We start from the raw sequence: 19,908 nt of genomic DNA, 5'->3' as shown, positions 1-19,908 counted from the left end.
CGTTAGTCTCACATCCCCGAACCCCCGTGAGGAGCCCGTCCGGATGCGCAGCCGCGTCGCGACCCCCCGCGCCCTGGTCGTCCTAGCCCTCGTCGTCGGCGCTTCCGTGGTCGTTGTGCTCCTCACCCGCGGCCCGGACAGCCGGCTGGCGGCCGCTGTGGAGCTGGCGCCCGAGGGCACGGCCCGGATGTCGTGGACCGACTGGACGGCCGTACGCCGTGAGGTCGGCACCGACGTCTCCGCCGACTCCACCGCCGAGGAGGTCCGGGCGTTCCTCGACGAGGCCTTCGAGCACGACCTCAGCGCGACCACCGCGCTCGGCTCCTCCGCGCCCGTGATGCAGGCGGAGTACGGCGTGTCGCCGGCGACGCTGGACTGGGAGCTGTTCGCCCAGTCGGAAGAGGGCGCGGTGGTCGTGATGGGACTCGGGGACCTGGATCCCGAGGGGCTGGGCGACCGCCTCGAAGGCCTCGGCTACCAGCGGCCCGGGGAGTCGGACGGCATCTGGGAGGGTGGCGTGGACCTGCTGCCGCGGATCGGGGAGGGCCTGACGCCCGAGCTGCAGTACGCCGCGATCCTCGCCGACCAGGGCCTGCTCCTGACCTCGGACCAGCCCGGCTTCCTCGAGACTGCCCTGGCAGCGGCGGGCGGTGAGGGTGCCACGGCCGACGGTCTCGACGAGGTGGTGGGACACAGCGGCGACGCGGTGGCCGGCCTGGTCTACTCGGGGGCGCACGCCTGCGAGAAGCTCGCGATGGGCCAGGCCGACCCCGACGACCAGGCGGAGGCGGAGGCGCTCCTGAGCGAGGCCGGGGAGGTCCACCCGATGACCGCGATGGCGATGTCCCGCCAGCCCGGTGGCGGCGTGCGCGTCGTCATGTCCTTCGCGGACGAGGAGACCGCGCGCGAGGACGCCGAGACGCGAGCCCGTCTGGCGGCCGGTCCTGCCCCGGGGCAGGGCGGCGACTTCTCCGAGCGCTTCGCCGTGGAGTCAGCCGTGGCCGACGGGCCTGCGGTGGTGCTCGACCTCGCTCCCCGCGAGGGTCAGTACGTCCTCTCCGACGTCTCGAGCGGGCCGGTGCTGTTCGCGACCTGCTGAAGGTCCGCGGGGATGTCTTCGGGGCGCAGCACCGCTGACCCGCTCACTCCTGGGGCGGGGGCGGGATGGGGGTCACGCCAAGAAGCCGGTCGATCTCCTCCTGCGAGAGGTGATCGTCGGACTCGCTGGCGGCGATGATGAGGGTGGTCGTGAGCTCGACCTCGCTCAGGAGGTCGTCGTCCTCGAGCGTCACATCGAACTGGTCAGCCAACACCCACCTCCCATCTAGTCATACCCCAGCACAAGCCTCCCCCTCCGCAGGCCCCTGAAACCTGCGGATACCCACAATTGTGCGTCGGATCCCGAAATGGCACGAAGCCCCATCCCCTGAGGGATGGAGCCCCGTGTCGGAAAGCTCGGACAGGTGCGTCCGGGCCAGTCGCCGTCAGATGGGACGGACGTTCTCCGCCTGCGGACCCTTGGGGCCCTGCGTGACGTCGAACTCGACCTTCTGGTTCTCGTCCAGGGACTTGTAGCCCTGGCTCTGAATCGCCGAGTAGTGCACGAAGACGTCGTCGCCGCCGTCCTCCTGCGCGATGAAGCCGAAACCCTTCTCGGCGTTGAACCACTTAACTGTGCCCTGAGCCATTGCGCTCGATACTCCTTGTGAAAGCGAGAGCCGCCACCTCGGCGACCCGCAACGAGGGGCGGTGACACGTCGCTCCGACTTGCGGGTCTGGCAGGCCCGAAGAAGAAACGCCGTTGGATCACAAACTCCGCTGGCGTCCACCTGCTGGAACTTGCACCTGTTGCAGGATCGACACTATCAACGTTTTGCCCAATGCCAATGGTCAACGGAGAACGGAGTCGGCGAACTCTGTGCAAGAGCACGGAGACGCCGAGGTGACATGGGCCCTCCAGGAAGGGATCTCGACGTCCCTGGCGACCTTTGTCTCACCCAGTGGCGAGGGCGCCGCGGCGCTCCTCGGTGAGGTCGTTGGCGGCGAGGCCGGCGCCGGTGAGCGCGACCGCGAGGACGACAAACTGGAGGACGGTCGTCACGTTCGCCCCGGGCAGCGGCATCAACTGGCTCGCGACGAACGCCAGGAGGAGAGCCGGCACCCAGCGTCCTGCCGTGTCCGTGCGGAGCATGCCGATTGCCAGCAGGGCGAGGCCGAGGAGGAACCCGCCCAGCCAGATCGCGGAGAGGCCGCGGAATCCGGGGTCTTCCATCACCCGGTCGAATCCCTCGAGCACCAGGACGTCGTTCAGGACGAGCGCCCGCAGCAGGACGAGGACCATCGCATAGCCCGCCATGCCGATGGTGCCGATCGTGTAGAGCGAGATCGCCAGCACGGCCAGTCGGCGGTTCCGGTGGTCGCCAGCGCGCAGGAGGGTGAGCAGGGCGACCGTTCCCAACGTCAGGCCGATGGCTGCCACGAAGAGCATCAGGGCCGAAAACAGCCACTGTCCCGGGACGTCCGAGGCCGCCAGCACCGACTTGGACACCGTCTGGTCCTGTGGCAACGGGGAGAGCGAGAAGCCGAGAAGCAGCGACAGGGCGCCGAAGACCAGCGCAGCAGCAGAACCTGACACCCATTCGGCGCGCATGCCTCAGCCTAGGGCGGGACGGTGCGGCCCGCTGGACAACCGCAGAATGATCCCCCACATCTGGGAGCACCCGCCGCGTCGGTAACGTTGCGTTCCCCGGGGGCCTCTAGCTCAATTGGCAGAGCAGCGGACTTTTAATCCGTTGGTTGTGGGTTCGAGCCCCACGAGGCCTACCCCCGGCGGCTCACACCGCCTCAGCGCTGGTCGGCGTGTACGCCGCGCTCACCCGAGTCGGTGAGGCGCGCCTCCTCGAGGGCGGCCGCCTCCAGCTCCTGGCGACGCGTCTCCTCCAGCAGCTGGCGCGCCGCGTCGTAGGCCCCCGGCTGGGAGACCAGGTCGGTGGCTCCGCGCCGGAGCCGGGCGAGGGCGGCGCGGGCGAAGATCTGCTGCTCGGTCGTGGTGCGCTCGGAGCGGCCCCGGCCCAGGAAGGAGATGAACCAGTGCAGGACCGCGGTGACGCGGTTCTTGAAGCCGGTGATGTAGACGAGGTGCACGGCCAGCCACATCAGCCAGGCGATGACGCCGGTGAGGCGCAGCTTGCCGACCATCGCGACGGCGTTGAAGCGGCTGATGATGGCCATCGAGCCCTTGTCGAAGTACTTGAAGGGCGGCTGGGGGGCCTTGCCCTCCAGACGGTTGCGGATCTCCTTGGCGGCGTACTTGGCGCCCTGGATCGCGACCTGGGCGACGCCCGGCAGGTTGTCCAGCGAGATCATGTCGCCGACGACGAAGACCTCCGGATGGCCCGGCAGCGTGAGGTCGGGGTTGACGGCAATCCGGCCGGCGCGGTCGAGGGGAGCTCCCGTCTGCTCGGAGAGGGTGCGGGCGAGCGGGCTGGCCTGCACTCCGGCGGCCCAGATCTTGGTGACGGCCCTGATCCGCTCGCTGCGGCCGTCCTTGTACTTCACCTCGAGGCCCCGCTCGTCGAGGTCGGTGACCATCGCGCCCAGCAGCACCTCGACGCCGAGCTCCTCCAGCTCGCGCTGAGCACGAGCCCCGAGCTTGGCGCCGAACGGGGGCAGCACCTGGGGAGCGGCGTCGACCAGGATCACCCGCGCGCTGCGGGTGTTGATGGCCCGGAAGTCGCGTCGCAGCGTGCGGTGGGCGAGCTCCGCGATCTGACCGGCCATCTCGACGCCGGTCGGGCCGGCGCCCACGACCACGAACGTCAGCAAGTGGTCGATGTTGTCGCCGCGGTTGGCTCCGAGCTCGGCCATCTCGAACGCACCGAAGATGCGGCCGCGCAGCTCTAGCGCGTCGTCGATGCTCTTCATGCCGGGCGCGTGCTCGGAGAAGTGGTCGTTGCCGAAGTAGCTCTGGGTGGCGCCCGCGGCCACGATCAGCGAGTCGTAGTGGGAGACGGTCTGGCGGCCCAGGACGTGCGAGGTGACCGTGCGCGCCTCGAGGTCGATGTCCGTGACCTCGCCCAGGAGCACCTGGGCGTTCCGCTGGCTGCTCAGCACCTCCCGTGTCGGCGGGGCGATCTCGCCCTCGGAGAGGATGCCGGTCGCCACCTGGTAGAGCAGCGGCTGGAACAGGTGGTGGGTCGTCTTGGCCACCATCGTCACGTCGACGGGCGCCTTCCGCAGCGCCTTGGTGCCGAAGAGGCCACCGAAACCGGAGCCGATGACGACCACCTTGTGACGCGTCTCCGCCTGCGCTGCTGCCATGACTTCCTCCTGGTGCCGGGGGCGACACGGGCTCCTGTCCGCACCGCGCACACCTACCGTCGTACACCCATTGTCCCGAACGCCATTCTCCCCGTTCCAACCGGTGGGCAGGTCGCCTTGGTCACAGGTGGACCTCGAAGCCGTAAAATCCCGTGCCCCGGCGTTTGGCAGCCCGATCGGGCGGGTATGCACTCACTATCGGACTGATCAGTCGACCCCTGGAAGTGACACGTGCCCCAGACCCAGGTGCTCCAGCTGGACGCCTCGTCCCGCGCTGCGGCCGAGGCGCGCCGGTGGGTCGCACACATCTGCGCACAGCTGGATCGCGAAGACCTCTCCGAGTGCGCAGAGCTGGGGGTCTCCGAGCTGGTGACCAACGCAGTGCTTCACGCCCGCCCGCCCATCAGGGTGCGCGTCCGGGGCACCCGGACCCACCCCCGCGTGGAGGTCGCGGACGCGTCGCCCGTGGCCCCGGAGCCCCCGCCGGCCGAGCCGGAGCCCGACGACTTCCTGGCCACCTTCGGCCGGGGTCTCTCGATCGTGGCCCGCAGCGCCACCGCCTGGGGTGCCTCCATCGAGCCGGACGGGAAGGTCGTCTGGTTCGAGCCGGCCACCGAGCTGCGTGACAGCGGCGCCGTCGGTGTCTTCGACAGCGTCACCCACGAGCCGGAGCCGATCGGCGAGGACGCCGTGCGAGTGCGGCTGCGCGGGCTCGACGTCGAGCTGTTCACAGCCCTGGACAAGAAGTACACCGAGCTGCGCCGCGAGCTGCGGCTGCTCTCCCTGGCCCACCAAGACACCTACGCCCAGGCCGGCGACCTGGCCGCGGTGTTCGCGACCTTCGACCGCCAGTTCCCCCGCAGGACGGCGGCGGCGGTGGCCGCGGCCCGACGCAACGGCGCCAAGCTGCTCGACCTCGAGCTGATGATGTCGCCCGTCGCGGTGCCCATCCTCACCGCGATGGCGGAGATCTTCGACCTCGCGGACGCCTTCTGCCGCGCGGAGCGGCTCCTCTCGATCCAGCGCACGCCCGAGGAGCGCGAGTTCCACCTCTGGTACCTCGGCGAGTTCGTGCGCCAGCTCGACGGCGGCATGCCCGTCCCCTGGCACGACCCGCCGGAGCTCCACGCCACCCGCGTCCAGGTGTCGTGACCCTTCGGGACGGCGCTGGCGCGCCTGCTCAGGTCGGCGCGCTCCGCAGGCTGCGGGCCGTCGACCTCCTCCTGGTCTCGCTCGGCGCGATGGTGGGCGCCCTGACCCGCTGGAGCCTCGGCGAAGCCGTCCCGGACGGGTCCGGCTTCCCGTGGACCACCTTCGCGATCAACGTCGCCGGCTGCTTCGCGCTCGCACTGCTGCCCATGCTCCGCGTCGTACGCCTCCAGCCCACCGTGGCGATCGCCCTCGGCCCCGGCCTCCTCGGCGGCTTCACCACCGTCTCGGCGTACGCCGAGCAGGCCAGGTCGCTGGCTGCTGACGGCCATTCCGGCCTGGCCGGCACCTACGTCCTGGGCACCGTGACTGCGTGCCTGCTGGCCGCCGTTGCCGGCCGGGCGATCTCGCACCGGCCCGAGCCCGAGGGGGCACTCGAGTGACGGCGCTGCTGGTCGCGCTCGGCGCAGCCCTGGGCGGCCCCCTGCGCTACGCGTGGGCGGTCACCCTCGACGGCCGGTGGCCGGCCGGCACCCAGCTGGTCAACACCGTCGGCTCCGGCCTGATCGGGTTCTTCGCCGCCCTGTCGCTGACCGACCAGGCGTGGGCGCTGTTCGCCACCGGGTTCTGCGGCGCCTTCACGTCCTACTCCGCGTTCGCCGTGCAGGCCGAGGAGCGAGGGCTGCGGCTCGGCGGGCTCTACGCCGTCTCCACCGTGGTGCTGGCGGTGGCGGCGTGTGCCCTGGGCTACTGGCTCGGAGGCGTCGCAACGGCGGCATAGTCCGTGACGAACGGACCCTGCTGAGGGCCTGGGAAGGGTCCGATCGTCACGGACTATCCGGTCGCGGGCTCAGCCCCAGCCGAGGGCGTGCAGACGGGCCTCGGAGATCCCGAAGTGGTGGGCGAGCTCGTGCACCACGGTGATGCGGACCTCGTCCTCGAGCTGCTCGAGGGAGTCGCACATCTCGAGCAGCGGGCCGCGGAACAGCAGGATCCGGTCGGGCAGCCCACCCGCGTGGTTGGCCGGGCGCTCGGTCAGCGCCAGTCCGTCGTAGAGGCCCAGCAGGTCCGGGTCCTCCGGCGGCGCCTCGGGCTCGACCAGGACCACGACGTTGCGCACCAGGGCCGCCAGCTCGTCGGGCAGGTCGTCGAGGGCGCGGTCGACGAGGGCGTCGAACTGGTCGGGGTCGAGGTGCACGCGGCCACCCTAGAGCGGCGGCCCCAGCGGGCCCGGATCTGAAATGAGCCGAGGCCCGCACCAGTGGTGCGGGCCTCGGCTGTGGCGACCCCGACGGGACTCGAACCCGCGGCCTCCGCCGTGACAGGGCGGCGCGCTAACCAACTGCGCTACGGGGCCAGGTGCTCCTTGCGAAGCGGTGGAACTCTAACCCATGGTCGGGCCACGCTCCCAATCGGCAGCCTACCGACCGGGATTGGCACCCCCAACCGGATTCGAACCGGCGCTACCGCCGTGAAAGGGCGGGGTCCTAGGCCGCTAGACGATGGGGGCCCGCTCCCCCGGCCGCGGCCGCGGGAGCGGGTCACAGCATAGGGCTCGGGCCGATCCGCCCCCAACTTCCTGCCGCGCGCCGCCAGCGACCACGATTCGAACGAGCCCGGACGCTGTTGTAGTCTCCTCCCGTTGGGCAGGTAGCTCAGTTGGTACGAGCGTCCGCCTGAAAAGTGGAAGGTCGGCGGTTCGACCCCGCCCCTGCCCACCACCTTCGAAGGCCCCGCCACGTCCCGGCGGGGCCTTCGTCGACTTCCGGGCCCGGCCCGGCTCCCCGGGCATGCGGAAGGGCGCCCTGAGACGATGGTCCGGTGCTGCCCCGCCTCGAGATCGTGCGTCGCCTGCGGCCCGTGGACCTCGTGGCAGGGACACCCGCTTTGGACGTGGATGCTGACGGTCAGTCCCACCCGCTCCCCCGCCCCGCGCCGTACGCCGCTGCGGTCCTCGACGTCGACAGCCGCCGGGGCTCCCTCGCCTTCCGCGTGCCCGGCTGGCGCCTGGGCGGCACCTGGGACGGCGAGCGGGTCAGCCTGCAGGTCACGCACGGCCACCGCACCCAGGAGCTGCGAAGCCGGCGGCACGGGCGCACGCAGGGCCGGCCCACGCGGCTCGGGCTGGCCCTGACGGGCACCCACCTCACGGCGCTCGTCGAGGAGGACGGCCACTGGGTCGCGCGGGCGCGGGTCGACCTCCGCGACCGCCTCGACACCCGCGATCCCGCCCTGCTCGCCGCGCTGCAGGTCGAGGGCGAGGGCGGCAGGCTGGCGGCCGGCGGCTTCGGGCAGCTGGGGCTGCGCGACATCCGCCTCGTCACCACCGCCGGTGGCGAGCCGCTGGTCGAGGGATCCCGGGTGTGGCTGAGCGCCACGTCGGCCGGGCCGGGGTTCTTCGACACGGGGCACACGAGCATCTGGCGGCTGGATCTGGAGGGTCTCGACCCCGCTCGACCGACCGAGGCGCTCGAGCACGCCGCGGACCTGTACTTCCGGCGACCGGACCGACCCGGGGTCTTCGGCGACCACGCCACCCACGTCGTGCGCGACGGCGACCGCTGGCTGGTCGCCACCAGCACCTGGGGCGACTTCACCAGGACCCGGGGAGTCCGGGCCACGATCGCGGAGACCACCGCTGACGTGCTGCACGGGGAGCATGTCCTCGGCACCTGCGAGCTGCCGCTGCCGACCGACGGCTTCACCAGCGTCGGCGTCTGGGACCCCCACCTGGTGCGACGCGACGACACCTGGCACGTGGGCTACGTGAGCGCGCGGAAGTTCTTCCGGTTCCACCCTGTGGTGGCCTCCGGCCGCACGTTGTCGGACCTCCGGCTCAGGTCGGCGGCGACCGAGCGGGTGGCGACGGAGGGTACGACGCTGCTCGAGGTCGACGGCGAGCTGCTCGTCCTCGCCAGCGACGGACGTGACGGGCGGCGAGGGGAGCGCGAGCGGTTCCCCGTCTTCGACCTCGACCTGGCCCCGCGCGGCGCCCTGGACGCGCCGTACCCGACGAACCTGCCGTGGCCCACGCTCCTGCGCCACGACGGCCGCTGGTGGCTGGTGGCCTTCAACGGACGGCCGGTCTGCGGCCCGCTGCCGGGCTACGGCACCCACGGCGATGTGGTGGTCATGCGCGAAGCGTGAGTCGGCTCTAGGCTGGGACGTGACGGCGGTCACCCACCCCTGTGGCCGTCGAGGACAGGTCGCACACCCCGCGGCCGCACCACGAGAAAAGGACACGATCCATGTCTGTCGACGTCTTCGAACTCGCCCACGAGCACGAGCAGGTCGTCTTCTGCCAGGACGCCGCCACCGGTCTCAAGGCCATCATCGCGATCCACTCGACCGCCCTCGGCCCCGCGCTCGGCGGCACCCGGTTCCATCCCTACCCGAGCACCAGGGCCGCCCTCGAGGACGTCCTCAACCTCTCGCGCGGGATGACCTACAAGGCCGCGCTCGCCGGGCTCGACCTCGGCGGCGGCAAGGCCGTGATCATCGGCGACCCGGCCCGGGACAAGTCCGAGGCGCTGCTGCGCGCTTACGGCCGCTTCGTGCAGTCGCTGCACGGCCGCTACCTCACCGCCTGCGACGTCGGCACCTACAGCGAGGACATGGACGAGGTCGCCCGCGAGTGCTCCTACGTCACCGGGCGCACGGTCGCCCACGGTGGTGCAGGCGACAGCTCCGTACTCACGGCGTACGGCGTGTTCCAGGGCATGCGCGCGGCCGCGGAGGCGGTCTGGGGCGAGCCCACGGTGGCGGGCCGCACGGTCGGCGTCGCCGGCGTCGGCAAGGTCGGCCGGCACCTCGTCGAGCACCTGCTCGAGGACGGGGCGACCGTCGTCGTCACCGACGTGTCCACGGCGGCGCTCGACGCGGTCCGCCAGCTGCACCCCGCCCTGCGGGTGGTGGCCTCGACCGCGGAGCTCGTCGCGTCGCCGCTCGACGTCTACGCCCCGTGTGCCCTCGGGGGCGCCCTCAGCGACGACGTGGTCGAGGTGCTCAGCGCGAAGATCGTGTGCGGCGCGGCCAACAACCAGCTCGCCCACCCCGGAATCGAGAAGGCGCTCGAGGAGCGCGGCATCCTCTACGCCCCCGACTACTGCGTGAACTCCGGCGGCCTCATCCAGGTCGCCGACGAGCTCGAGGGCTTCTCGTTCGAGCGCGCGAAGCAGCGCGCGACCGCCATCCTCGACACCACGCGGCGCGTGTTCGAGCTCGCCAAGAGCGACGGGGTGCCGCCCGCCATCGCCGCAGACCGGCTCGCCGAGCGCCGGATGCGCGACGTCGGACGCCTGCGCGGCATCTGGCTGGGCTGAGAGGCCTCGGAGGTCGACTAGCGAGCGCCAGCGAGCGTATCGAGACCCACCATGGGTCTCGATACGCCGGGTTCGTTCCTCACCCGGCTACTCGACCACGAGGGTCAGTCAGTCGCTGCGGCGGGGCTCCGCGTAATCGACCCAGTCGTCGTCGTAGTCATCAGACTCGACCTGGTCCGTGGACGTGTTGTCCTCGCCGTGCAGTTCGCGCGCCAGCGCCCCGAAGTCCGTCTCGTGAGTGCGGTACTTCAGGTCGCGTGCGACCTTCGTCTGCTTCGCCTTTGCTCGGCCGCGCCCCATAGGGTCCGACCCCCTCGCACACTTGGCCGGGGCTCGGGGTGTCATCACCACTGCGCCCGGTCTGATCGGTCACATATCGTGGGGACAACGCTACCTGCTCGGTGGGTGTTCCCGCACGCCGGGTCCGCGAAATCGTTCACCAGCCCGGGTGCTGGCCCTCCAGGACCACCCGGCCGCCACGCTCGGCGTCCGCGGAGACCAAGCCGGCGACCCACCCGGTCACCTCGTGTCGGGCCAGCAGCTCCACGGCGGCGTCCACCGACGACTCGGGCAGCAGCGCGACCATGCCGACCCCGCAGTTGAGGGTGGCCTCGAGGTCGGGCTGCGACACCTCGCCCACGCGGCGTACGACGTCGAAGACGGGCTGCGGGGTCCAGGTGGCGCGGTCGAGGGTGGCACTCAGCTCCTCGGGCATCACGCGCTCGAGGTTGGCCGCCAGGCCACCGCCGGTGATGTGCGACATCGCGTGCACCTCGACGGCGTCGGCGAGCTCGAGGCACGCCTTGGCGTAGATGCGAGTGGGCTCGAGCAGTTCCTCGCCGAGGGTGCGGCCGAGCTCGTCGACGTGGCGGTCGAGCTCCCAGCCGGCCTGGGTGAGGAAGACGTGGCGGACCAGGGAGTAGCCGTTGGAGTGGAGGCCGCTCGAGCCCATCGCCAGCACGACGTCACCGGGGCGCACGCGGGCCGGGCCGAGCAGCTTCGCGGCCTCGACGACACCGGTCGTGGCGCCGGCGACGTCGTAGTCGTCCGGGTCGAGCAGGCCGGGGTGCTCGGCGGTCTCGCCGCCGATGAGCGCACAGCCGGCGACCACGCAGGCCTCGGCGATGCCCTTGACGATCGCCGCGATGCGCTCGGGCACCACCCGGCCGCAGGCGATGTAGTCGGTCATGAACAGCGGCTCGGCGCCGCACACCACGAGGTCGTCGACGACCATACCGACCAGGTCGAAGCCGATGGTGTCGTGGACGTCCATCCGCTGGGCGATCGCGACCTTGGTGCCCACGCCGTCGGTGGAGGTGGCGAGCAGCGGCTGGGTGTACTTCGTCAGCTTGGTCGCGTCGAAGAGGCCTGCGAACCCGCCGAGCCCGCCGATCATCTCGGGGCGCCGCGCCTTCTCCACCCAGCCCTTCATCAGGTCGATGGCCCGGTCGGCGGCCTCGATGGAGACACCCGCTGCGGCATAGGCGTTCTGGTCGGTCACGGCTCTCCTGCTCAGGTGGGGACGGCGCGGGTCAGGGGCGGTCGAGCGCGTCCGCCGCGCCCACGCCGGTCAGGGAGGCGGCCAGGCCGTCGACGTCGGTGATCACCGGGCTCTCGAGGATGCCCTTGCCGAGCTTGTCGGCACTCGGGAGCTCGATCGGGTAGACGCCGTCGAAGCAGGCCCGGCACAGGTTGTCCATCGGCACGTTGGTGGCCTCGACGAGGTCCTCCAGCGAGATGTAGCCCAGGGAGTCGGCCCCGATCGAGGTGCAGATCTCGTCGGACGAGAGGCCGGTGGCGATCAGCTCGGCGCGGGTGGCGAAGTCGATGCCGTAGAAGCACGGCCACTTCACCGGCGGGCTCGAGATGCGCACGTGCACCTCGCGGGCGCCGGCCTCGCGCAGCATCCGGACCAGCGCGCGCTGGGTGTTGCCGCGCACGATCGAGTCGTCGACGACGACCAGCCGCTTGCCCTCGATCACGTCGCGCAGCGGGTTGAGCTTGAGCCGGATGCCGAGCTGGCGGATCGTCTGGCTCGGCTGGATGAAGGTGCGCCCGACGTAGGAGTTCTTCACCAGGCCCATGCCGTAGGGGATGCCCGACTCCTCGGCGTAGCCGATCGCCGACGGCGTCCCGGACTCCGGCACGGGGATCACCAGGTCGGCGTCCGCCGGGAAGGCGCGCGCGAGCTTGCGACCGATCTCGACCCGCACGCTGTGCACCCGCTGGCCGGTGATGCGGGTGTCGGGCCGGGCGAGGTAGACGAACTCGAAGAGGCAGTGCTTGGGCGCCGCCTCGGCGAAACGCTGGGCGCGCAGCCCGTCCTCGTCGATGGCGACCAGCTCGCCGGGCTCGATCTCGCGGATGAACGACGCGCCCACGATGTCGAGGGCCGCGGTCTCGGAGGCCACGACCCAGCCGCGCTCGAGCCGGCCGAGGACGAGCGGGCGGATGCCCTGCGGGTCCCGCGCGGCGTACAGCGTGTGCTCGTCCATCCAGATGAAGGAGTAGGCGCCCTGGATCAGGGGCAGCAGCTCCACAGCGCGCTCCTCGACCGTCTGGTCGGGGTGGTGCGCGAGCAGCTGGGTGACGACACTCGTGTCGTTGCTGGAGACCGGCATGCGGAGGTCGAGCAGGCCCGAGTCGGGCCCGTCCTCGACCATCTGCGCCAGGTCGGCGGTGTTGATCAGGTTGCCGTTGTGGGCCAGCGCGATGGATCCCGTGGCAGTGGGGTGGAACGTCGGCTGCGCGTTGTGCCAGGTGCTGGCCCCGGTGGTCGAGTAGCGCGCGTGGCCGACGGCGACGTGGCCCTTGAGGGACTCCAGCGTCGACTCGTCGAAGACCTGGGACACCAGGCCCATGTCCTTGTAGACGAGGATCTGGCGGCCGTTGCTCACCGCGATGCCCGCGGACTCCTGCCCGCGGTGCTGCAGGGCGTAGAGCCCGAAGTAGGTGAGCTTGGCGACGTCCTCGCCCGGAGCCCAGACACCGAAGACACCGCACGCGTCCTGCGGGCCCTGGTCCTGGGGGTCGAGAGCCGCCGTCAGACGGCCGTCGCCGCCCTTGCGCTGTCTGCTCGGCATGGGCACGCGGACGATTCTACGGGCGCGGGGCCGATCGGCCGATTCGTACCATCCGGATGGACGAGGCGCTGGCCCGATCGCCCGAGGCGAACTACCCCGAAGAACCATGCGCGGCGCTCCTGCACGGCGTACGCTCGATCTTCGCGGCCGCTCCTCGGGTTTCCCGGCCTTTGACGCCTGGAGGAGGTGCGGTGTGTCCAGCCGTCTCTTCCGCGAGGCCTTCCAGCTCCTGGCCGAGGGTCTGCTGCAGCGCATGGACTTCGAGGTCTGCGTGATCAGCGCGCTGCGCGACGACCACATGGTCGTGGTCGCCGTGGCAGGGAGCGACGCGGCGCGCGAGCGACTGCTCGGCGCCCGCACGCCGCTTGCCCGGATGGAGGACGAGCTGGCGATCGCGGAGACCTGGGGCTCGCTCTGCTTCGTGCCCGCGGAGCGGCTCGACCCGGACGCTGAGGTCTTCGGCTGGGTGCCGGACATCGAGGAGAGCGACGAGGCCGACGCCTGGCACCCCCTGGACCTGCTGTTCGTCCCGCTCCGCGACGCTGCCGGTCAGCTGCGCGGCATGCTGAGCCTCGACCTGCCGCGCTCGCGCCGGCGGCCGGACGCACAGACCCGCGAGTTCCTCGACGAGGCCGTCCGCCAGGCCATGCCGGCCCTGCTCATGTCGATGGAGCAGGAGTCGCTGGCCGAGCGGGTGCGGCTCGCGACCGCGGCTCGCGAGGCCGTGCGTGGCATCGCCAGCGACGAACCCATCGACCGGATCGCCGACATCGTGCTGCCCGCGGTGATGCACGGCTTCGGCGCCGAGGGCGCCTGGCTGCGCACCTTCGACGAGGACGGATCGCAGAGCATCTGGTCCGGCCTCGGCACCGGAGAGGTGCTGCCGCAGTCGCTGGTGCACCTGGTCGAGGGCGTCTACCGGGAGTGCTGGAACGAGCAGGTGACCAGTCTGGTCGGGGCGGGCATCGAGCCGCCGGCGATCCTGACCGACGAGCAGGCCACCGAGATCGATGAGCACCTCTGCTCGCTCGGGATCGCCAGCCTGCTGTGCGTGCCGCTGGGGCTCGGCAACGAGTGCCTCGGGGTCCTGTCCCTCGCTCGCAGGCCCGACGACCCGCCCTGGTCCTCGGTCGAGCGCGACGAGGCGTTCGACCTCGGCAAGGACATCGGCCGCGCCCTGGCCAACGCCCGCAGCTATGACCGCGAGCAGCGGATCATCGCCAGGCTGCGCGAGGTCGACGCCTACAAGAGCCAGGTCATCCGCACGCTCGCCCACGAGCTGCGCAACCCCCTCGGCGCGGTCGCGGGCCACGCGGAGCTCGCCACGCGCGCCACCTACGCCGACGACGTACGCCGCTCCCTGGACGCCATCCGTATCGGCACCGCCCGGATGGAGGGCCTGGTCGAGGACCTCTTGATGCTCTCGGCCGTGACCGACCCCGGCGCCCCGCTGTCCCCCGAGCCCGTCGACCTGGCGGGGTTGGCGGCCGAGGCGGCGCTCGTGCAGCAGGCGCTGGCGGAGAGTGCCGGACTGGTGCTCGAGACGGACCTGCCGGACGAGGCAGTGCTGGCCCTCGGCGACCCCGACGAGCTGGATCGCGTGTGCGCCAACCTGCTCGGCAACGCGATCAAGTACACCCCCGCCGGCGGCATCGTCACCATCTCCGCCCGCAACGCGGGCGACGAGGTCGTGCTCCAGTGCACCGACACCGGCCTCGGCATCTCCGAGGAGGACCAGAAGCGGCTCTTCGAGGAGTTCTTCCGCTCCACCGACCCCGAGGCGGCCTCGCACCCCGGCACCGGCCTGGGACTGGCGATCGTGCACCGCATCGTCGAGCGCCACCGCGGCAGCATCGGCGTCGAGTCGAAGCTCGGGCAGGGCAGCACGTTCAGCGTCCGCCTGCCGCGCGCCTGAGAGTCAGCCGCGCGCCAGGTTGCGGAGCATCAGCGCCTCGGCCAGCACGACCTTCTCGAACTCCGCCAGGTGCAGGCCCTCGTTGGCGCCGTGCGCCCGCGTGTCCGGGTCCTCGACGCCGGTCACGAGCACGCTGGCCTCCGGGAACGCCTCGAGGAACTCGGCGATGAAGGGGATCGAGCCGCCCACGCCCATGTCGATGGGGGCGGTGCCGTCCCAGGCCTCGGTGAACGCCTCGCGCGCCGCGTCGTACGCCGGTCCGGTCGCGTCGATCTGGGTCGCCTCACCGGTGTCGACGACCGTGGTGGTGAGGGTCGCACCCCACGGCACGTGGGCCTCGAGGTGGCGCTGGAGGCACTTCACGGCGTTGGCGGTGGTGTCTCCGGGCGCGATGCGCAGCGAGATGCGGCAGCGGGCCGCGGGCACCAGGGTGTTGGAGGCGCCCTCGACCTTCGGGGCGTCCAGGCCGGTGATGCTCAGGGCCGGCTTGGTCCACAGGCGCTCGACGGTGGTGCCCTCGCCGATCCACTCGATGCCGGGCGCGGCGCCGGACTCGGCGCGCAGGCGGGCCTCGGGGTAGTCGACGTCGGCGGCGGGGCGGGAGTGCAGGCCCTCGATCGCGACGTTGCCGCGGTCGTCGTGGAGGGAGCTGATCAGCCGCGCGAGGGTCATGATCGAGTCGGGCACCAGCCCGCCCCACATACCGGAGTGGACCGCGTGGGTCAGGGTGCGGACCTCGACGTCCATGCGCACCAGGCCGCGCAGGCTGGTGGTCAGGGCGGGCTCGCCGATGTCCCAGTTGCCGGAGTCGGCGATCACGATGACGTCGGCCGCCAGCTCCGCCTGGTGCGCCTCGAGCAGCGCCGGCAGGGTCTCCGAGCCGACCTCCTCCTCACCCTCGATGAAGACCTTGATGCCGACCGGCAGCTCGTCGCCGAAGATCCGCAGCGCGCCGATGTGGGTGATGATCCCCGCCTTGTCGTCCGCGGCGCCGCGGCCGTAGAGGCGGTCGCCGCGCTCGGTGGGCACGAAGGGCGGGGAGTCCCAGTCGGCGTGGTCGTTCTCGGGCTGCACGTCGTGGTGGGCGTAGAGCAGCACGGTCGGCGCGCCCTCCGGGCCGGGCCGATGGCCGATCACGGCGGGCGCGCCGCCGTCGATGCTCACGATCTGCAGGGTCTCGAAGCCCTCGGCCGCGAGCAGGTCGCGGACCGCCTCGGCGCTCCGCTGCACCTCTCCGGCCCGCGCGGGGTCGGCGCTGACCGACTCGATGCGGACGAGGTCCTCGAGGTCGCGGCGCAGGCCGGGGAGGACCTCGGCGACCCTGGCACGGATGCTGTCGGACGTGAGCTCGGTCATGCAGCCACCCTAGTGAGGGCTCAGGCGCGGTAGTGGGGCGGTCGGCGCTCCAGCATCAGCTGGCGCTCGGTGTCGGCGAAGCCGAGCCGCCGATAGATCCGGATGGCGTCCTCCGCCTCGTCCGCCACGATCACCAGGGTCTGCGCCCCGAGGTGGTCGAGCGCGTGGCGGGCAGCGGCATGGACGACGGTGGCGGCGAGTCCCTGTCGCCGTGCGTCGGGGTGGGTCTCGACGCTCTGGAACCGCGCGACGCCGCCCTCCGTGCGGAAGATGCCGGCCGTGCTGAGCAGGCGGCCCTTGCCCTCGCCGTCGTGCTCGGCGTCCCGGGAGAAGGCGCCGAACCGCTGGCCGTGACCGGCGGCGACGAGCGCGCGCTCCTGGGAGTTCTTCCGCAGGGCGAACCTGATGTGCTTCTCGCAGTCGACGCCGGGGTCGATCTCACAGCTGAGCTCGGCGCGCTGCTGCCAGACCTCGTCGGACTCCAGCGGCCGGACGTCCACGTCGAGCAGCGACCGGAGCGGCTGGTGCACGCTGCTCGCGGTCAGCACGACCGCGCGGTCGACGTCGAGGCCGGCCTCCGCGAAGCGCTGGGCGACCTCGTCCTCCACTGCCCGGTCCCCTATCAGGTCGATGCCGACCGAGACGTGCGACGCCTCGGGGAACTCGGTCTGGAAGGCGGCGACCACTTCCCGCTCACCGCCGGCGAACGGCGGCTCGGCAAGGAGGAGGAAGTTGCCCCAGAAGTACGTCGGGTTGTCGGGCGTGCGGACCACCAGGTGGGTGCCGCGGTCCTCGACCACGCTGCCGGTCAGGGTGAGCAGCGCGAGGTCGGTGCGGAAGCCGAGGGAGCGGACGTGCATGGGCGGAGGCTATCCCTCGGCGCGTCCACCCTCGGAGAGCGGCATGAAGGGCGACAGGTCGGTGCGCTCCCCGCTCGCGACGACTCGGCCGCTGGCGAGGGCATCGCCCCACGCGAGCTCCCCGGTGGCGACGGCGATCCAGGTGTCGGCGTCCGTCTCCACCACCGCCGGCGGAGTGCCGCGCGTGTGCCGCACACCCGGGACGACCTGGGCCGCTGCGTACGGCGGGACGCGCACCTCCACGGAGTTGCCGGGCGCGCGCTCGGTGAGCACGGCGAGGAAGTGCTTGGTCAGCAGGCGCCTCTCCGCGTCGGTGCGCGGCTCGGCGGCCAGGGCGCTCGCCACGTCCTCTGGGGCGGCTCGGCGCATGCGTACTGGCATGCGCCGAGGGTAGTCGTGGCGCCTCAGGCGATGTCGTCGAGGATCTCCACGATCCGGGCCCAGGCCTCGGTGCGGGTGTCGATCACGCCGTAGTGGCCCCCGGGCACCTCGACGAGCTCGGCGCGCGCACCGGCGGCGGTGGCGCGCGTGACGTAGTCGGCCGACTGGCTGAACGGCACCTCTTCGTCGTCCCGGGCGTGGACGCACCAGACGGGGACGTCGAGCGGGACGTGGCGCGTCGGGTCGGCGAGGCTGTACGACGGGTGGCCGGGGCCCTCGCCCATGAGCTCCTGGGCCGCCCCGGATCCGAGGGCGTCGGCATGGGCGGCGGAGAGGTCGAGCACACCGGCCTGGGAGACCACGTGGGTCACCTCCGCCCCACCGGCCCAACGGTCGAAGCGGGTGCGCGCGGCCGCCCACGTCGCAAGGTGGCCACCGGCGGAGTGGCCGAGGGTGACGAGCGGACCGGTCTCGTCGCGGAGCAGGGCGAGGGCGGCCGCCACGTCGTCGAAGGTCTCCGGGAAGCCGCCGCCGTTGCCGACCCGGCGGTATTCGACGTTGAGTGCCGTCCAGCCGCGCGCGGCCAGGTCCAGCGCGAGCGGCTGCCCCAGCGACGCGTCGTACGCCGCCTTCCAGAAGCCGCCGTGGATGACGGCGACGACCCCGCGGCCGGGACGGTCGGGCCGGTGCAGCTCGACCCACTGGGAGGGATCCGGGCCATAGGAGAGGTGCCCGGTCATGGAGCGCGCGAGGAGTCGTCGGGCATTGGGGTCACGGGCCCCAGTGTGGCGGCTGGCCCAGACCGGTGCTTGCACGTGATGCAGGTCACTCCTAGGTTGCTCGGTGCCCTGGGGATCCCCGGGGCACATCCCCGAGAGGAGAACCATGAAGCACACCCGACTCAGGTCGCGGCCCACCCGTGCCGTGTTCCTGGCGTTCGTGTCCTCTGCCGCGGTCGCCACCGCGACCCTTGCCTCACCGACGGCCGTGGGCGCCGCTCCCGACTCCGCCGCCGACTCCGCTTCCCTGCGGGAGGCGGTCACCACGGCCGGCGTGATGGACCACATGGAGGCGTTCCAGGACATCGCCGACGCCCACGCCGGCACCCGCGCCTCCGGCACGCCCGGCTACGCCGCCTCCCGCGACTACGTCGTCGGGAAGCTCCGGGCGGCCGGCTACCAGCCCGTGGTGCAGCAGTTCGACTTCCCGTTCTACCGCCAGCTCGCCACGGCGACCTTCGAGCAGGTGTCGCCCACTCCGACCGCATACCAGGACGGCACCGACTTCGGGCTGATGACCTACTCGGCGTCCGGCAACGTCACGGCCCCGGTGCAGGCCGTGGACCTCGCCCTGAGCAGCCCGGCCACGTCCACCAGCGGTTGCGAGGAGTCTGACTTCAACGGCTTCACCCGCGGCAACATCGCGCTCGTCCAGCGCGGCACGTGCACCTTCGGGGTCAAGCAGGTCAACGCCCAGCACGCCGGCGCCTCGGCGGTCATCGTGATGAACCAGGGCACCGCGGGGCGCACCGGCCCCTTCGTCGGCACGCTCGGCGCGCCGGTCGCGACCGTGCCGTCCCTCGGCACCAGCTTCACCATCGGCCAGGCCCTCGCCTCCGGCGCCACGGCACACATCGTCGCGAGCACGGAGTCGGAGATCCGGCCCACCTGGAACGTCCACGCGGACAGCCAGGCGGGCGACCGAGAGCACCTGGTCCACGCAGGAGCCCACCTCGACAGCGTGGTCGCCGGCCCCGGCATCAACGACAACGGCTCCGGCTCGGCCGCCCTGCTCGAGGTCGCCGAGCAGATGGCGAACGTCCGCACCACCAACCGGGTCCGCTACTCATGGTGGGGCGCTGAGGAGCTGGGCCTCCTCGGCTCGAGGCACTACGTCAACGACCTGGAGGCGAACCAGCCGTCGAAGCTGCGCAAGACGAAGCTCTACCTGAACTTCGACATGGTGGGCTCGCCCAACTACGCGCTGTTCGTCTACGACGGCGACAACTCCGCGTTCCCGGTCGGACCGGGTGCGGCTGAGGGCCCCGAGGGCTCCGGCCAGATCGAGAAGCTCTTCCACGACTACTTCGAGTCGCAGGGCATGCCCTCCGCCGAGACGCCGTTCAGCGGTCGCAGCGACTACGGACCGTTCATCGAGAGGGGCATCCCCGCCGGAGGCCTCTTCACCGGGGCCGAGGGCGTCAAGACCGCCTCGCAGGCCGAGCTGTTCGGCGGCACGGCGGGTGTGGCCTACGACTCCTGCTACCACATCGCCTGCGACACGATCGGCAACGTCAACGAGGACGCAATCGACGCCAACTCCGACGCGATCGCGCACGCGGTCCTGACCTACGCCCAGGACCTCAGCTCGCTGATGCAGCCGGTCTCCGGCGCGGTGCATGGTGACGGTACGCCGGGTGGTGGCGGCCTGCACGACGACGACCACGAGCTGCCCAGCAGCTGACGGTCACCCGCACGACGAGGGCCCCCCGCCGACCCGGCGGGGGCCTTCGTACGTCGTGG

The 19,908-nt window shown here is 71.7% G+C and carries 20 protein-coding genes and 4 tRNA genes; 10 read left to right on the top strand and 14 right to left on the bottom strand.

Annotated features, from left to right (window positions below; translation table 11 throughout):
• Positions 1-43 precede the first annotated feature (43 nt).
• On the top strand, positions 44-1,099 hold the full coding sequence (locus DDE18_RS02190; protein ID WP_116570575.1) for a hypothetical protein: 1,056 nt from the start codon (positions 44-46) through the stop codon (positions 1,097-1,099).
• Between the two features lie 43 nt (positions 1,100-1,142).
• On the opposite strand, the gene DDE18_RS22740 is transcribed toward DDE18_RS02190, so the two are convergent.
• The 3 genes from DDE18_RS22740 to DDE18_RS02180 all read right to left on the bottom strand — a co-directional run bounded on the left by DDE18_RS22740 (position 1,143) and on the right by DDE18_RS02180 (position 2,650).
• Positions 1,143-1,310 (bottom strand): hypothetical protein, encoded by a 168-nt coding sequence (locus DDE18_RS22740; RefSeq protein ID WP_165820983.1) that lies wholly within the window; start codon positions 1,308-1,310, stop codon positions 1,143-1,145.
• Between the two features lie 174 nt (positions 1,311-1,484).
• Complete coding sequence (locus DDE18_RS02185; RefSeq protein WP_116570574.1) at positions 1,485-1,688, bottom strand: cold-shock protein; 204 nt, start codon at positions 1,686-1,688, stop codon at positions 1,485-1,487.
• 305 nt (positions 1,689-1,993) lie between these two features.
• The gene (locus DDE18_RS02180; RefSeq protein WP_116570573.1) at positions 1,994-2,650 is read right to left on the bottom strand and encodes a hypothetical protein; all 657 of its coding nucleotides are present in this window, start codon (positions 2,648-2,650) and stop codon (positions 1,994-1,996) included.
• Positions 2,651-2,750: 100 nt separating this feature from the next.
• Here DDE18_RS02180 and DDE18_RS02175 point away from each other — a divergent pair.
• Positions 2,751-2,823 (top strand) — tRNA-Lys (locus tag DDE18_RS02175).
• 21 nt (positions 2,824-2,844) lie between these two features.
• Here DDE18_RS02175 and DDE18_RS02170 read toward each other — a convergent pair.
• Positions 2,845-4,320: an NAD(P)/FAD-dependent oxidoreductase gene (locus tag DDE18_RS02170; protein WP_116570572.1), complete on the bottom strand. Its 1,476-nt coding sequence runs from the start codon at positions 4,318-4,320 to the stop codon at positions 2,845-2,847.
• Between the two features lie 231 nt (positions 4,321-4,551).
• Here DDE18_RS02170 and DDE18_RS02165 point away from each other — a divergent pair, with 231 nt between their 5' ends.
• The 3 genes from DDE18_RS02165 to DDE18_RS02155 are packed head-to-tail and all read left to right on the top strand — an operon-like array spanning position 4,552 to position 6,250.
• Complete coding sequence (locus DDE18_RS02165; RefSeq protein ID WP_116570571.1) at positions 4,552-5,472, top strand: ATP-binding protein; 921 nt, start codon at positions 4,552-4,554, stop codon at positions 5,470-5,472.
• Positions 5,469-5,912 (top strand): fluoride efflux transporter FluC, encoded by a 444-nt coding sequence (locus tag DDE18_RS02160; protein WP_116570570.1) that lies wholly within the window; start codon positions 5,469-5,471, stop codon positions 5,910-5,912. The genes DDE18_RS02165 and DDE18_RS02160 overlap by 4 nt, the downstream gene beginning before the upstream one ends.
• Complete coding sequence (locus DDE18_RS02155) at positions 5,909-6,250, top strand: fluoride efflux transporter FluC (protein WP_165820982.1); 342 nt, start codon at positions 5,909-5,911, stop codon at positions 6,248-6,250. Before DDE18_RS02160 ends, DDE18_RS02155 begins: the two co-directional genes overlap by 4 nt.
• A gap of 69 nt (positions 6,251-6,319) precedes the next feature.
• Here the strand turns inward: DDE18_RS02155 and DDE18_RS02150 are convergent, their stop codons facing one another.
• From DDE18_RS02150 to DDE18_RS02140, 3 genes are all read right to left on the bottom strand, one after another.
• The gene (locus tag DDE18_RS02150; RefSeq protein ID WP_116570568.1) at positions 6,320-6,667 is read right to left on the bottom strand and encodes a metallopeptidase family protein; all 348 of its coding nucleotides are present in this window, start codon (positions 6,665-6,667) and stop codon (positions 6,320-6,322) included.
• A gap of 82 nt (positions 6,668-6,749) precedes the next feature.
• Positions 6,750-6,826 (bottom strand) — tRNA-Asp (locus DDE18_RS02145).
• A gap of 77 nt (positions 6,827-6,903) precedes the next feature.
• Positions 6,904-6,979 (bottom strand) — tRNA-Glu (locus DDE18_RS02140).
• 134 nt (positions 6,980-7,113) lie between these two features.
• Here DDE18_RS02140 and DDE18_RS02135 point away from each other — a divergent pair.
• The 3 genes from DDE18_RS02135 to DDE18_RS02125 all read left to right on the top strand — a co-directional run bounded on the left by DDE18_RS02135 (position 7,114) and on the right by DDE18_RS02125 (position 9,791).
• A tRNA-Phe gene (locus DDE18_RS02135) sits at positions 7,114-7,190 on the top strand.
• 100 nt (positions 7,191-7,290) lie between these two features.
• Positions 7,291-8,616: a hypothetical protein gene (locus tag DDE18_RS02130; protein WP_116570567.1), complete on the top strand. Its 1,326-nt coding sequence runs from the start codon at positions 7,291-7,293 to the stop codon at positions 8,614-8,616.
• Positions 8,617-8,717: 101 nt separating this feature from the next.
• Positions 8,718-9,791: a Glu/Leu/Phe/Val family dehydrogenase gene (locus DDE18_RS02125; protein ID WP_116570566.1), complete on the top strand. Its 1,074-nt coding sequence runs from the start codon at positions 8,718-8,720 to the stop codon at positions 9,789-9,791.
• Between the two features lie 108 nt (positions 9,792-9,899).
• Here the strand turns inward: DDE18_RS02125 and DDE18_RS02120 are convergent, their stop codons facing one another.
• The 3 genes from DDE18_RS02120 to purF form a co-directional block, all read right to left on the bottom strand.
• Positions 9,900-10,091, bottom strand: a complete 192-nt coding sequence (locus tag DDE18_RS02120) for a DUF3073 domain-containing protein (protein WP_116570565.1) — start codon at positions 10,089-10,091, stop codon at positions 9,900-9,902.
• Between the two features lie 136 nt (positions 10,092-10,227).
• Positions 10,228-11,292: a phosphoribosylformylglycinamidine cyclo-ligase gene (gene purM / locus DDE18_RS02115; RefSeq protein ID WP_211754368.1), complete on the bottom strand. Its 1,065-nt coding sequence runs from the start codon at positions 11,290-11,292 to the stop codon at positions 10,228-10,230.
• A 31-nt stretch (positions 11,293-11,323) separates the two neighbouring features.
• On the bottom strand, positions 11,324-12,874 hold the full coding sequence (gene purF, locus DDE18_RS02110; RefSeq protein ID WP_116570563.1) for an amidophosphoribosyltransferase: 1,551 nt from the start codon (positions 12,872-12,874) through the stop codon (positions 11,324-11,326).
• Positions 12,875-13,067: 193 nt separating this feature from the next.
• Here purF and DDE18_RS02105 point away from each other — a divergent pair, with 193 nt between their 5' ends.
• Positions 13,068-14,789 carry a sensor histidine kinase gene (locus DDE18_RS02105; protein ID WP_165820981.1) on the top strand — a complete coding sequence of 574 codons (1,722 nt, stop codon included), beginning with the start codon at positions 13,068-13,070 and terminating at the stop codon, positions 14,787-14,789.
• 3 nt (positions 14,790-14,792) lie between these two features.
• On the opposite strand, the gene DDE18_RS02100 is transcribed toward DDE18_RS02105, so the two are convergent.
• Genes DDE18_RS02100 through DDE18_RS02085 form a run of 4 tightly spaced genes read right to left on the bottom strand, consistent with a single transcriptional unit; the run spans position 14,793 to position 18,126 of the window.
• The gene (locus tag DDE18_RS02100; protein ID WP_116570561.1) at positions 14,793-16,145 is read right to left on the bottom strand and encodes a dipeptidase; all 1,353 of its coding nucleotides are present in this window, start codon (positions 16,143-16,145) and stop codon (positions 14,793-14,795) included.
• Positions 16,146-16,165: 20 nt separating this feature from the next.
• Positions 16,166-17,005, bottom strand: coding sequence for a GNAT family N-acetyltransferase (locus DDE18_RS02095; RefSeq protein WP_116570560.1), 840 nt, complete (start codon positions 17,003-17,005; stop codon positions 16,166-16,168).
• Positions 17,006-17,014: 9 nt separating this feature from the next.
• Positions 17,015-17,386, bottom strand: a complete 372-nt coding sequence (locus DDE18_RS02090; protein WP_116570559.1) for a sterol carrier family protein — start codon at positions 17,384-17,386, stop codon at positions 17,015-17,017.
• 23 nt (positions 17,387-17,409) lie between these two features.
• Entirely contained in the window at positions 17,410-18,126 is a 717-nt protein-coding gene (locus DDE18_RS02085) for an alpha/beta hydrolase (protein ID WP_211754367.1), read from the bottom strand.
• 145 nt (positions 18,127-18,271) lie between these two features.
• Between DDE18_RS02085 and DDE18_RS02080 the strand changes: the two genes are divergently transcribed.
• Positions 18,272-19,849 (top strand): M28 family metallopeptidase, encoded by a 1,578-nt coding sequence (locus DDE18_RS02080; protein WP_116570558.1) that lies wholly within the window; start codon positions 18,272-18,274, stop codon positions 19,847-19,849.
• Positions 19,850-19,908: the final 59 nt, after the last annotated feature.

The organism is Nocardioides gansuensis, from assembly GCF_003076135.1.
GTDB lineage: Bacteria > Actinomycetota > Actinomycetes > Propionibacteriales > Nocardioidaceae > Nocardioides > Nocardioides gansuensis.
Note: the sequence above shows the minus strand (reverse complement) of the source record. Positions and strands in the feature narration are given on the sequence as shown.

Excerpts from the sequence above, each read along its gene's own strand:
- DDE18_RS02190 (WP_116570575.1), top strand. The coding sequence starts at position 44 with ATGCGCAGCCGCGTCGCGACCCCCCGCGCCCTGGTCGTCCTAGCCCTC.
- DDE18_RS02185 (WP_116570574.1), bottom strand. The coding sequence starts at position 1,688 with ATGGCTCAGGGCACAGTTAAGTGGTTCAACGCCGAGAAGGGTTTCGGC.
- DDE18_RS02180 (WP_116570573.1), bottom strand. The coding sequence starts at position 2,650 with ATGCGCGCCGAATGGGTGTCAGGTTCTGCTGCTGCGCTGGTCTTCGGC.
- DDE18_RS02170 (WP_116570572.1), bottom strand. The coding sequence starts at position 4,320 with ATGGCAGCAGCGCAGGCGGAGACGCGTCACAAGGTGGTCGTCATCGGC.
- DDE18_RS02125 (WP_116570566.1), top strand. The coding sequence starts at position 8,718 with ATGTCTGTCGACGTCTTCGAACTCGCCCACGAGCACGAGCAGGTCGTC.
- DDE18_RS02120 (WP_116570565.1), bottom strand. The coding sequence starts at position 10,091 with ATGGGGCGCGGCCGAGCAAAGGCGAAGCAGACGAAGGTCGCACGCGAC.
- purF (WP_116570563.1), bottom strand. The coding sequence starts at position 12,874 with ATGCCGAGCAGACAGCGCAAGGGCGGCGACGGCCGTCTGACGGCGGCT.
- DDE18_RS02100 (WP_116570561.1), bottom strand. The coding sequence starts at position 16,145 with ATGACCGAGCTCACGTCCGACAGCATCCGTGCCAGGGTCGCCGAGGTC.
- DDE18_RS02095 (WP_116570560.1), bottom strand. The coding sequence starts at position 17,005 with ATGCACGTCCGCTCCCTCGGCTTCCGCACCGACCTCGCGCTGCTCACC.
- DDE18_RS02090 (WP_116570559.1), bottom strand. The coding sequence starts at position 17,386 with ATGCCAGTACGCATGCGCCGAGCCGCCCCAGAGGACGTGGCGAGCGCC.
- DDE18_RS02085 (WP_211754367.1), bottom strand. The coding sequence starts at position 18,126 with ATGACCGGGCACCTCTCCTATGGCCCGGATCCCTCCCAGTGGGTCGAG.
- DDE18_RS02080 (WP_116570558.1), top strand. The coding sequence starts at position 18,272 with ATGAAGCACACCCGACTCAGGTCGCGGCCCACCCGTGCCGTGTTCCTG.